8 protein-coding genes are annotated in these 12761 nt (G+C 43.4%); 4 read left to right on the top strand and 4 right to left on the bottom strand.

All coding sequences use genetic code 11. The annotated features are described in order from the left end of the window. Positions 1-80 precede the first annotated feature (80 nt). On the top strand, positions 81-2528 hold the full coding sequence (gene pheT, locus DD657_RS03490) for a phenylalanine--tRNA ligase subunit beta (protein ID WP_287048500.1): 2448 nt from the start codon (positions 81-83) through the stop codon (positions 2526-2528). A 226-nt stretch (positions 2529-2754) separates the two neighbouring features. Next, positions 2755-3567, top strand: a complete 813-nt coding sequence (locus DD657_RS03485; RefSeq protein ID WP_021988889.1) for a patatin-like phospholipase family protein — start codon at positions 2755-2757, stop codon at positions 3565-3567. Position 3568: 1 nt separating this feature from the next. Here DD657_RS03485 and DD657_RS03480 read toward each other — a convergent pair whose 3' ends face one another. Both DD657_RS03480 and guaA read right to left on the bottom strand, forming a co-directional pair. Continuing rightward, entirely contained in the window at positions 3569-4591 is a 1023-nt protein-coding gene (locus DD657_RS03480; protein WP_287048499.1) for a DHH family phosphoesterase, read from the bottom strand. Positions 4592-4730: 139 nt separating this feature from the next. Then, positions 4731-6260, bottom strand: a complete 1530-nt coding sequence (gene guaA, locus DD657_RS03475) for a glutamine-hydrolyzing GMP synthase (protein WP_287048497.1) — start codon at positions 6258-6260, stop codon at positions 4731-4733. A 268-nt stretch (positions 6261-6528) separates the two neighbouring features. Here guaA and DD657_RS03470 point away from each other — a divergent pair, with 268 nt between their 5' ends. Next, positions 6529-7878, top strand: coding sequence for a sodium-dependent transporter (locus tag DD657_RS03470; RefSeq protein WP_118773107.1), 1350 nt, complete (start codon positions 6529-6531; stop codon positions 7876-7878). Between the two features lie 380 nt (positions 7879-8258). Here DD657_RS03470 and uvrA read toward each other — a convergent pair whose 3' ends face one another. Beyond that, entirely contained in the window at positions 8259-11090 is a 2832-nt protein-coding gene (uvrA, locus tag DD657_RS03465; RefSeq protein ID WP_021988893.1) for an excinuclease ABC subunit UvrA, read from the bottom strand. 813 nt (positions 11091-11903) lie between these two features. On the opposite strand from uvrA, the gene DD657_RS03460 reads away from it, so the two are divergent. Then, on the top strand, positions 11904-12539 hold the full coding sequence (locus tag DD657_RS03460) for a hypothetical protein (RefSeq protein WP_287048495.1): 636 nt from the start codon (positions 11904-11906) through the stop codon (positions 12537-12539). 65 nt (positions 12540-12604) lie between these two features. On the opposite strand, the gene DD657_RS03455 is transcribed toward DD657_RS03460, so the two are convergent. Continuing rightward, positions 12605-12757, bottom strand: a complete 153-nt coding sequence (locus DD657_RS03455) for a DUF4295 domain-containing protein (protein WP_021988895.1) — start codon at positions 12755-12757, stop codon at positions 12605-12607. Positions 12758-12761 lie beyond the last annotated feature (4 nt).

Genomic DNA, 12761 nt, shown 5'->3' with positions numbered 1-12761 from the left:
CATTAAATCTGGAAGCAGCGACCGTCAACCGGGAACAAGCCGGCATAGCGGAAACAAAGCAACCATTAATCCACTGAAAAATGAAAATTTCTTTAAACTGGCTGAAAGAATACCTGAAAATCGACTTGGATGTTGAAGAAATCTGCCAAATACTGACAAGTATAGGACTGGAAGTAGCCGGATATGAACAAATAGAATCCATAAAAGGCGGACTGAAAGGTTTGGTTATCGGTGAAGTAAAAACCTGTGAAGCCCACCCCGACTCCGACCATTTGCATATTACAACCGTAGATTTAGGCGACGGTCGGCTGACTCCGATCGTATGCGGAGCGCCGAATGTTGCTGCCGGACAGAAAGTAGTCGTTGCAACAATCGGTACGGTACTGTATGATGGTGATAAAGAATTTGTCATCAAAAAATCCAAAATCAGGGGACAGGAATCCGAAGGCATGATCTGTGCCGAAGATGAAATCGGAATCGGCCATGATCATAAGGGCATCATCGTACTGCCTCAATCGGCCGAAACAGGTATGCCCGCTGCCGAATACTACGGTATAACCTCCGACTACGCCATCGAAATAGATATTACCCCGAACAGGGTCGACGGAGCTTCCCACCTGGGTGTTGCCCGTGACCTGGCAGCTTATCTGAAACAGAGCCGGGACATCGATTACAGCCTGCCTTCAGTGGAAGCTTTTGCTCCCGACAGCAACACTGCCGGTCTTACGATAGAAGTATTAAGGCCGGAAGCCTGTCCGAGATATGCCGGAGTATGTATAGAAGGTGTGGAGGTTAAAGAATCACCGGAATGGTTGCGCACCCGACTCAAAGCCATCGGCCTCAATCCGATCAACAACATCGTAGACATTACAAATTTTATCCTCTTCGAACTGGGCCAACCGCTCCACTCCTTCGATAAGGACAAGGTAAAAGGTAATAAGGTTGTTATACGCAGTTTCCCGACCGGCACTCCGTTTGTCACATTGGACGGCATAGAACGCAAACTGGATGAAAACGATCTGATGGTATGCAATGCCGAAGAACCGATGTGTATAGCAGGTGTATTCGGCGGACTTGAAAGCGGCATTACAGAACAGACAACCAACGTCTTTTTGGAAAGTGCCTGCTTCGATCCCGTTTTCGTCCGCAAAACCGCTCGCCGGCACGGAATCAACACCGATGCGTCTTTTCGCTTTGAAAGAGGTACCGACCCCAATCTGGTCATCTATGCACTGAAAAGGGCAGCTCTGCTGATCAAGGAATTGGCCGGAGGTAAAATTACTTCGGACATCATCGACATTTATCCCAATCCGGTACAGGATTTTGAAGTGGAAGTTAAATACGCCCACATCGACCGGTTAATCGGAAAACAAATCGGCAAAGAAAACATCAAAAAAATACTGAAATCCCTTGAAATAAAAATAGTACGGGAAGACGACGAAAAATTAATGCTGCTTATCCCTCCCTATCGGGTAGACGTACGCCGGGAAGCGGATGTCATTGAAGACATTCTTCGTATCTACGGTTTCAACAATATCGAAGTGCCGGCCAAAGTAAATTCGACCTTGAGCTATTCGGAAAAGCCGGATGATTATCGCCTTAAAAATGTAATCGGAGATCTACTGGCAGCAAACGGTTTTAATGAAATCATGAATAACTCGCTGACCAAGGCCGCCTATTTCGAAGGCTTAGAAACATATAAACCCGAAAATACGGTCATGTTATTCAACCCGCTCAGCTCCGATCTGAACGCTATGCGGCAAAGCCTGTTGCTCGGGGGCTTAGAAACCATCGCATATAACATCAACCGGAAAAGTCATAACTTGCGCTTATTCGAATTCGGAAAAGTGTATACCTTCCATAAAAAAGAAGGAGACAACCATTTAAAGCAATATCAGGAAGAAAACCGGCTCGCCTTGTTTATTTCCGGCCATAAGAATACCGCCTCCTGGAATAGCAGGGAGGTATCTTCGGACTTCTTTACCCTGAAAGCATACGGTGAAATGGTATTATCACGTTTGGGACTTCAATCCGATTATCTGACGACGGAAGAAAACAATCAGGATATTTTCCGGGAAGGTCTGGATTATTCACAAAACGGCAAACACTTATTGTCGATAGGAGTTGTCAGTTCCAAATTACTGAAAGCGTTCGATATCGGCCAGGACGTATATTATGCCGATTTCTCCTGGGAAAATATATTGAAAACATTGAAAAACCATACGATCACCTTCCGGCCGTTACCCAAATTCCCGGCTGTAAAACGTGACCTGGCATTGCTACTGGACAAAAAAATCTCATTCAAAGAAGTGAAAGAGATCGCTTTACGTACGGAAAAACATTTATTGAAAAATGTAAGCTTATTCGATGTCTATGAAGGTGAAAAACTGGGTGCAGACAAAAAGTCCTATGCAGTCAGCTTTACCCTGCAGGATGATGAAAAAACACTCACAGACAAGCAGATCGATAAGATCATGAATAAACTGATCGGCACATATAAACATCTGCTTCAGGCAGAAATTCGCTAAAAGGAATAAGGACTGAAAAATCAGTCCTTATTTTTTATAAATAACTTATCCGATCTCACCTGACATAAATTCCACGGCTTTTACAGCAATATTGCATTTTTTTTTACATTTCCATTATTAATAACTATTTTTACAAATGTCCGGTGAAGTTGGGGTTAACATTGGATACCCGAATCCGTAAACAGTAAGCACATTACGTAAAGAAACCTCGAATAGACAAGCATTTATGGAGACAAACAACGAATATAACCGCAAAAAATACAAATTGGGATTAGCATTAAGCGGAGGTGGGGCCCGGGGATTTGCACATTTCGGGGTAATCAAAGCCATGCAGGAATACGGAATCCGTCCGGATATCATTTCCGGTACCAGTGCCGGTGCACTAGCCGGTGCCATGATTGCTGCAGGCAAAACCCCTGACGAATGCATCGAATTTTTTACTCATAAAAAAGTCTTGAATTTTGCCCGGTTTACCATGTCAAAAATAGGATTGATGTCCATGAACGGTATGGAAAACGGCTTACGTAAATTCTTAAAGGCAAAAACCTTCGAAGACTTGCAAACACCGTTAGTAGTTACAGCAACCGATATCAGTAATGCCAAATCCGTACACTTCAACAGCGGAGAATTGATTCCCCGCATCCTGGCCTCCTGCTCCGTTCCCATTGTTTTCATTCCGATAGAAATCGACGGAGTTATTTATGTTGACGGCGGTATATTTATGAACTTACCGGTCAGACCGATTCGGGACTTATGTGAAAAAGTAATTGCCGTTGAGATTAATTCAAACGAAAGCCGGCAAAAAGTAGGTAATATGATACACATGGCCGTCCGTTCTTTCCATTTAGGACTGGCAGCCAACACCCATATCGACAAAAAATTGGCAGATATTTTTATAGCCCCCGACGATATGATCAGATACAGCATGTTTGATTTGAGCCATATCCGGGAAATATACGAACAAGGCTATTCGACGGCCCGGGAAATTCTGAAAGACTTTCAGAAAGTCACGGCCCCTGCGGTAGCTATTGCCAATTAATTCAAGCCCCTACAAAAGTCTCGAAAAACCAGGCAGCCGTTTCATTTACCCGCTTTACGACTTCGTCCAGCGGCAAATCCATCTGCCCGCCGGCAGCATTCAAATGTCCGCCTCCGTTAAAATGAGCCTTTGCCCATTCATTGACAGGAATAGCCCCTTTGGAACGGAAAGACAATTTCACCCTTTCTTTACGCTGGGTTATCTGTACCGAAACATATATATTCTCTACGGAAAGCGGAATATTCACCAAGCCTTCCAAATCACCGTCCTGGTAATTGTATGTATTCAATTCTTCCAGCGTAATCGGAATAAGTGCCACGGGATAATCCGGATGCACCGTCAATTTATTCAGCAAGGCATTCCCGATCAGACGCAAACGGGAAAGTTTGTTCATCTGATACAGATAATGATGCACTGATTCCTTATCCAATCCCCGCTCCAGTAAATCGGCAATCACCCGATACGTCTGCGGACGGGAAGAATTATGACTCAATCCTCCTGTATCCGTATTAATTCCCGTATACAACGCATTCGCAACATCCGTATCAATCACGTCCACACCCCATATTTCCGTAATTACTTTATAAAGCAATTCACAAGTTGAAGAAACCCGCACATCCGAAATAACATAGTCTACGGCTTCCGGACCCGGATGGTGATCGATAATCACTTTCTCCGCTTTGGCAGCCTTTACCAAACCCTCCAGGTCACCTTCCCGCTTTGTCGTATTATGATCGAGCATAAAAATCAAATCCGCATCCCCGATAAGCCGCGCACATTCCTCCGGCTTATTCTGGTAAGAAATCGCTCTCTTGATATTTTTCAACCAAACCAGATACTCCGGAAAATAATCACAGGTAAGAATATGACAGTCAAACCCGGCTTTCAGCAAGGCTTCTGAAAAAGCAGAACAAGCCCCGACAGCATCCCCGTCAGCTGAAATATGCGGAATAATCACCGTCTTCAACTCCTGTCCCTGTATGCGCTCCCGCAATCTTCCTATCTCTATATCTATCGTTTCCATATTTCGGATACATTTATTTTGAATGTGCAAAGATATGATAAAGCCTCCTTTTACTATAAAATTTTACGGAATAAATTAAAACCAGCCGTCTGAAAAACAAACGGCTGGTTTCAAAAGTCTATCTATCGTACATCGATTATTACTCCCACTCGATTGTGGCGGGCGGTTTCGAGCTGATATCGTAAACAACCCGGTTGATGCCTCTGACATTATTGATAATCCGGTTAGATACCCGGGCCAGAAATTCATAAGGCAAATGACACCAATCGGCAGTCATCCCGTCCGTCGATTCCACCGCACGTAAAGCCACCACACTTTCATAGGTACGCTCATCCCCCATCACTCCCACACTCTGCACCGGCAGTAACATAACACCGGCCTGCCATACCTTGTCATATAAGCCTTCTTCCTGCAACATCGAAATAAAAACATGATCGGCTTCCTGCAACAAAGCCACCTTCTCCCTGGTAACCTCCCCTAAAATACGAATCGCCAAACCCGGTCCCGGGAACGGATGACGCTGCAAAAATTTATCCGCCAAACCCAGACTTCTCCCGACACGGCGCACCTCATCCTTGAATAACAAACGCAAAGGCTCAACCAATTGCAACTTCATATAATCAGGCAATCCGCCTACATTATGGTGTGACTTAATCGTTTGTGACGGTCCGTTCACCGACAAAGATTCAATGACATCCGGGTAAATCGTCCCCTGTCCCAACCATTTTGCATCTTTAATTTTAGAAGCCTCCTGATCGAACACATCTATAAACGTATTACCGATAATTTTCCGTTTCTTTTCCGGTTCGGCAACTCCGGCCAAACGGCCGAGAAATAAATCCGCGGATTCCGAGCCCACGACATTCAGCCCCAGTTCCTTATAATTTTCCAGTACATTCTTGTATTCATCTTTCCGCAGCAAACCGTTATCCACAAAAATACAAGTCAGGTTTTTACCGATGGCCCGGTGCAACAACATCGCCGCTACCGTAGAATCGACACCTCCCGACAATCCCAGAATGACACGGTCATTTCCCAATTTTTGCTTCAATTCGGCTACCGTAGTTTCTACAAACGAATCCGGTGTCCAATCCTGCGCACATCCGCATATATTCACCACAAAATTATACAGCAGGCATTTACCTTCCGTACTGTGATATACTTCCGGATGAAACTGTATGCCGTATGTCGTCTCTTGTCCTACTTTAAAAGCAGCATTCTTTACATCTGCCGTACTGGCTATCACCTTGCAATCCGCCGGTAATTTCTCAATCGTATCTCCATGTGACATCCACACCTGAGAATTCATGCTCATACCTTTAAAAAGCAGACTCTCCTGATCGATATAAGCTAAATTGGCACGGCCGTACTCCCGCTTATTCGATGCTTTCACCTCCCCTCCGAAATTGTGAGCCAGATACTGAGCCCCGAAACAAACCCCGAGCAAAGGTAACTTCCCCTTCATAGCCGATAAATCAGGTTTCGGCGCTTTCTCATCCCGCACCGAAAAAGGACTCCCCGAAAGGATGACTCCCTTTACCGAAGTATCCAGTGCCGGATGGTTGTTATAAGGATAAATTTCACAATATACATTCAGTTCACGAACCCTCCTCGCAATTAACTGCGTATACTGAGAGCCGAAATCCAATATCAGTATCTTTTCCTGCATAATAATCAGTTATATTATTTCCGGCAAAGATAATAAAATTGGAATTACATGTTTTATATTCACTTTTAAACTTTCCTATATTCGATAAAAAGAAAGTAATATTACCATTTTAGTTTCAAATTGAAAGTACTGCAACAAATCATATAACAATTTGAAAAATAACATTTTAAATCACAAAACGATTTTCATTTTCATGCAAAAACATTACTTTTGCATACAAAGTAAAATCAACTGAAAGATTCTTAAACTAAAAATTCAGACATTGAGCATGCACAAAACACGCGATAGTTTCGGTTCCAAATTCGGGGCCATAGCTGCCTTAGCCGGTTCAGCAGTAGGGTTGGGAAATATCTGGAAATTTCCTTATGAAGCAGGAAATAACGGAGGCGGTGCCTTTCTGATCATTTACATCTTTTTTACATTGGCTATCGGACTGCCGATTATGCTCAGTGAATTTGCCCTCGGACGCCGGGGACAGCAAAATGCGTTCGGCACTTTCAAAACTTTGGCTCCGGGATCAAAATGGTATCTTTTCGGATTGCTTTCGATCATAGCCGCTGCTTTCATTCTTTCTTTTTACGGTACGGTCTCCGGCTGGACACTGGAATACGTCTGGCTGGCCATTTCAGGAGCCTTTCACCACCAAACGGCGGAAGGTATCCATGACACGTTCAATACGTTCATCAGTCACCCTTACAAAGCCGTTATCTGGCAAGTAAGTTTCATGGTGATTACCGGTGCGATCATTGTTGCCGGAGTCAAAAAAGGCATAGAACGGTATACCAAAATGATGATGCCCGTACTGTTCGTCATCGTCGTATTATTAGGCATCCGGGCTTCCACATTACCGGGCGCCGGCGAAGGGCTCAAATTCCTTTTCTATCCGGATTTCAGTAAACTCACCGGACAATCGGTACTTTCTGCATTGGGACAGGCTTTCTTTTCCTTATCCCTCGGTATGGGAGTACTGCTGACGTATGCCTCATACATCCGGAAAACAGAAAATCTGGCACACATTTCATTACAGGTTATTACCACAGACACCTTAGTGGCAATTTTATCCGGAATAGCTATTCTGCCTGCGGTATTTTCATTCGGTATCGATCCACAGGCCGGACCCGGACTTGTATTCCTGACTCTTCCCCAAGTATTTCAAAGTATGCCGCTGGGTTATTTCTGGGCCATTCTGTTTTTTATACTGCTGACTTTCGCCGCTCTGACTTCGGCAATCTCTCTGATGGAAGTTGTCGTAGCCTATCTGGTTGAAGAGAAAAAAATGAGCCGTCTGAAAGCGACGATTACCACCACTTCAGGCATCGGGCTGCTCGGAATCTTTTGTACTCTTTCATTCGGACCGTTGCAAAACATCCGTTTTTTCGGACTATCGATCTTCGATACGTTCGATTTTGTCAGTTCCAATATATTACTGCCCCTGGGAGGTATATTGATCTGTATTTTTGCCGGCTGGCGACTGGATAAATCCATACTCTACGACGAAATCAGTAACGAAGGCCGTCTTAAATTTAAATTTTTCAGACTATATGCTTTTATTCTGAAATACGTCGCTCCCATCTGTATCTTTGTAATACTTCTGAACTCGATGGGAATCCTGAAATAAACCGCCGGAAATTAAAAGACAATCTACATAAAAAACGTTTTAATGCAGATTTACGATTTTAGATTAAAAATCTGATAAAAAATCAGGTTACCGGGCAATTCAAAATTTACAATCCATATGAACCATTTCAGATTGATCGGACTAATCTGAAATGATTCTTCTATTTCTCCCCAAGATATATCAAATTATAACCTGCAACCTTTAGTTTCCCATCAATACCTCTTCACTCTGAAACATAAAAAACCGAAATGACTGACAATGAACCGGATCAGCATCAGAAATTACACAAATGAGTCCGTCCCAGTGTGTAATTTGAAATCTGCAGGTTCCATCCAAAATCGTAAATCGTAAATCATAAATCGTAAATCGTAAATCATAAATCAAAGGCACTCCCCCAATTCTTCTTTCAAAAACTTTCCGGTTTCCGAAATCTTTACCCGGGCAACGTCTTCCGGGGTACCCGTAGCTATGATCTTTCCGCCGTCCTTACCACCTCCGGGGCCCATATCGATCAGGTAATCGGCCACTTTGATTACATCCAGATTATGCTCGATCACAATGACACTATTGCCTTTATTCACTAAACGCTGGATCACTTCCAACAGAATATTGATATCTTCGAAATGCAGTCCGGTAGTAGGTTCATCAAGGATATAGAGGGTTTTTCCGGTATCTTTTTTCGAAAGTTCCGTGGCAAGCTTGATCCGTTGTGACTCACCGCCGCTAAGCGTAGTACATTGCTGTCCCAATTTGATATATCCCAACCCGACCTCCTGCAACACCTTCAATTTCTGCTGTAGATAAGAGACATTTTCGAAAAACTCTACGGCCTGATTAATGGTCATATTCAACACATCTCCGATTGATTTTCCCTTATAACGTATCTCCAGCGTTTCTTTGTTGTATCGTTTACCGTCGCAGGATTCACAATGTACGTAGACATCCGGCAGGAAATTCATCTCGATCGTCTTTACACCGGCCCCCTTACATTCCTCACACCGGCCCCCGGCCATATTGAAAGAAAAACGTCCGGCAGCATATCCCCGTATCTGCGACTCCGGCAACTTCTCGAAAATCTTCCGTATATCCGCAAAGATTCCGGTATAGGTAGCCGGATTCGAACGGGGAGTACGTCCCAGCGGGCTCTGATCTACCACGACAACTTTATCGACGTGCTCTATACCTTCAATTGAACGGTAAGGCAAAGGAGTTTCTATCGCCCGGTAGAATTTCTCACTCAATATCGGACGTAAAGTTCCGTTAATCAATGAAGATTTACCGCTTCCGCTCACACCGGTAACACCTACCAGCATCCCGAGCGGAATCTCAACATCCACATTTTTCAGATTATTTCCGGTACATCCGGACAACTTTAAATATTTTCCGTTTCCTTTCCGTCTTTCTTCCGGAACCCGGATGGCTTTAACCCCATTCAGATATTGTGCCGTCAGGCTGTCACTCCTGCGAATATCGTCTATTGTTCCGACAGCCATCACTTCTCCGCCTTTCCGTCCTGCCTTCGGTCCCATATCCACAATATAATCCGCTTTTTCCATCATTTCCTTATCGTGCTCCACGACGATTACCGAGTTACCGGCATCTCTCAACTGCTGCAAAGAATGAATCAGCTTGCGGTTATCCTTCTGATGCAAACCGATACTGGGCTCGTCCAATATATACAACACATTCACCAATTGGGAACCGATCTGAGTTGCCAACCGGATACGCTGCGATTCACCACCGCTCAGCGTCATCGACTGACGGTCGAGGGAAAGGTATTCCAAACCAACGTCCAATAAAAACTTCAGACGGGTACGGATTTCTTTGAATATTTCTCCGGCAATCTGTTTCTGTTTTTCTCCAAGCTCCTGTTCCGTCCGGCACACCCACTCGTAAAGATCCGTCAGCTCCATTTGAGCCAACTCGGAAATATTTTTTCCCGCAATCCGGAAATGCAGCGATTCCCGGTTCAGCCGTTGTCCGTCGCAAACATCACATTTAACGACAGAAACAAACTGTTCCGCCCATTTATTGGCTTTCTTGGAGGTTGCATTCTCCTCCTGCATGGTAATGTATTTGATAATCCCTTCGAAAGTATAAAGAGAATTGGAAGACACCCCCAACTCTTTATTTTCCAGCCGGAGCTGCCCCGGATAACCGTAAAGTACGTCCGTTAAAGCCTCCTCCGGTAAATCCCGGATCGCCGTATGTAAAGTCGTACCGTGTTTTTTCAATACGGTATCAATCTGCCAGAAAAGTATACCGTTTTTATACTTTCCCAAAGGCAAAATTCCGCCGTCGTAAATCGAAAGCGAATCATCCGGCACGATTTTATTCATATCTACCGCCGTCACATACCCCAAGCCTTTACACTTCGGACAAGCCCCGTGAGGCGAATTAAAAGAAAATGAATGCGGAGCGGGTTCCTTATAAGAAATACCGGTATCGGGACACATCAGGTGACGACTGTAATATTTCAATTCGTTCCCGCCGTACTCCTGCACCATCATCACCCCGTCACCGTGCTTCATAGCGGTAGCTACCGATCCTTTCAGGCGTTTCTCGTCCACATCATCCACCACCAGCTTATCGACAACAATCTCGATATCATGTATCTTATAACGGTCTACTGCCATTCCCGGCACAATCTCCCGGATCTCACCGTCGATACGTGCCGACAGAAATCCTTTTTTCTGCAGACTTTCAAACAAATCCTTATAATGCCCTTTTCTTCCCTTTACCACCGGCGCTAACAACATTATTTTCTTACCGGCAAAATCCTTTTGAATCAGGTCGATGATTTGCTCATCCGTATATTTCACCATCCGTTTCCCCGTCACATACGAATAAGCTTCACCCGCCCGGGCAAAAAGCAAACGCAGGAAATCATACACCTCCGTCGTCGTCCCCACTGTCGAACGCGGATTTTTATTCGTCGTTTTTTGCTCGATCGAAATGACAGGACTCAAACCGGTAATCTTATCCACATCCGGACGTTCCATACCTCCCAAAAACTGACGGGCATATGCCGAAAAAGTTTCCATATAACGGCGTTGCCCTTCGGCATAAATCGTATCGAATGCCAACGAAGATTTTCCGCTTCCGCTCAAACCGGTAATCACCGTCAGACGATTCCGCGGAATCGTCAAATCCACGTTTTTCAGATTGTGTTCACGGGCACCGTATATCTTAATAACTTCATCCTCTTCCATAACCAAAAATCAATTAACCTGCAAATTTACAACAAATCGGAGAGATCAAAGACAATCATAGATTTTAAATTGTAATTTTTAGATTGAATTAACGATTGAAGCCCGGATATAAAAAATCTCCCGGTTTCCCGGGAGATGTATGAAAAAAATCATTGTGTTTCTAAAATAAAAGGGAGGCATCCCTAAGGTTCTTTAAAGTTTAAGCATATGGGGCTATGAAAAGATGTTGTATGTGTGTGCGTGCGTCTGTGTGTGTGGTGTGTGTATGTGCGTGGTGTAATTTGCCCCGTAGATTATACTTCAAACATTTAAAGAACTACTTTGAAAACCAGCTTGTTTATAAGCTATCCCCTCCCCCGTGGTGTGTGCTAAATAATTTAATCTAAATAACAGCTAAATAAAATCATAAATTTCAATCATCATTTACACCTGATTTAACGGGAAAACGAATAGGAGGGTTACAATATCCGATTATTTTTTTCAAAAATCTTTCATTTTTATTTTATGCTATTGATAATCAATACAATAAAATTTCATTTTTTTATAAAAAAGGCCACCACCACCCAAATTCAGACCTGTCAATAAGGAAAAAACTGAAAAATTTCTGAGGTACAGCATTCAAAAAAGAAACACTTCTCAGCTAAATCTTAGAATCATCAGTCGAAAAATCCATTTATTCAAAATTTAAAATTCGATTTATTGATATTTTTGCTTACCGTCTAAACTTTAAAAAGTATTTTATTCATTTATATCGTAATAAATTATACCTTCCCCTCATCAATCCTATATTTACATTTAAATCATATAACAGCTATGAAAAATATTGTTTTTATCCTTTGCGGGATTTTATTTCTATCCTGCCGTTCTCAATCAAATACTGATATGCCGCCATTGATAACAGCCGACAGTCTGGCAACACACATTACTCAATTTTCAGGCAAAAAAGTAACGGTTGAGGGCAAAATCATCCACGTATGCCCTGTAGACGGTAAAAAAATGAAATTATCAGGCCGCAACCGCCAAATTGTCAAAATCATTTTATCCGATTCGTCGGCTCGTTTCGAGCATTCTCTGACAGGGAAAACATTACAAATTTCAGGTACCGTCAGTGAAACCCGGATTTCCCGTGCTTACATCGACTCTATCGAAGCCGCAGGTCTTCTGCTTTGTCACATAGATCATAACCCCTGCAACGATTCCGTATGGATCGCCAATATGCACAAGCAGGGAAAAGCGGAGCAAAACCTGCAACGGACTGTTACCAATCTACGACAGATCATGACAACTCAGGGCAGGGATTACGTTTCTGTGATTGTTCTTGTGGCTGACAAAATAAAAGAAATCAAGATAGAAAATGAAAAAATACAAACATCACGGCAGCGGAACAATCCCCCTTATTCCTTCTGCCAAGGCTGTCCCTTGTGCGGTCTTTGCCTCCGGAAAGGATAGCCATTACCGATAAGCATAAAAAAATCCCCTTCGTGAGAAGGGGATTTTTATAAGATCAAAGAGAATTATTTTTTCAAATAAGCCTTTACCTCATCAGTGGTGACCATTTGTTCTCTGAACGTATAGGCACCTGTTTTCGGAGATTTCACCATTTTGATTACTTTAGCGTATCCCCGGCCGTCTCCGGTCTTCAATGTTGCAACAACCTTCTTTGCCATAGTT

It is taken from the genome of Culturomica sp., from assembly GCF_003524185.1.
Lineage (GTDB): Bacteria > Bacteroidota > Bacteroidia > Bacteroidales > Marinifilaceae > Culturomica > Culturomica massiliensis.
The sequence above is the reverse complement of the archived record's forward strand: the minus strand, read 5'-3'. Positions and strand labels throughout refer to the sequence as shown.

Excerpts from the sequence above, each read along its gene's own strand:
- DD657_RS03455 (WP_021988895.1), bottom strand. The coding sequence starts at position 12,757 with ATGGCAAAGAAGGTTGTTGCAACATTGAAGACCGGAGACGGCCGGGGA.
- guaA (WP_287048497.1), bottom strand. The coding sequence starts at position 6,260 with ATGCAGGAAAAGATACTGATATTGGATTTCGGCTCTCAGTATACGCAG.
- DD657_RS03460 (WP_287048495.1), top strand. The coding sequence starts at position 11,904 with ATGAAAAATATTGTTTTTATCCTTTGCGGGATTTTATTTCTATCCTGC.
- DD657_RS03480 (WP_287048499.1), bottom strand. The coding sequence starts at position 4,591 with ATGGAAACGATAGATATAGAGATAGGAAGATTGCGGGAGCGCATACAG.
- uvrA (WP_021988893.1), bottom strand. The coding sequence starts at position 11,090 with ATGGAAGAGGATGAAGTTATTAAGATATACGGTGCCCGTGAACACAAT.
- DD657_RS03470 (WP_118773107.1), top strand. The coding sequence starts at position 6,529 with ATGCACAAAACACGCGATAGTTTCGGTTCCAAATTCGGGGCCATAGCT.
- DD657_RS03485 (WP_021988889.1), top strand. The coding sequence starts at position 2,755 with ATGGAGACAAACAACGAATATAACCGCAAAAAATACAAATTGGGATTA.
- pheT (WP_287048500.1), top strand. The coding sequence starts at position 81 with ATGAAAATTTCTTTAAACTGGCTGAAAGAATACCTGAAAATCGACTTG.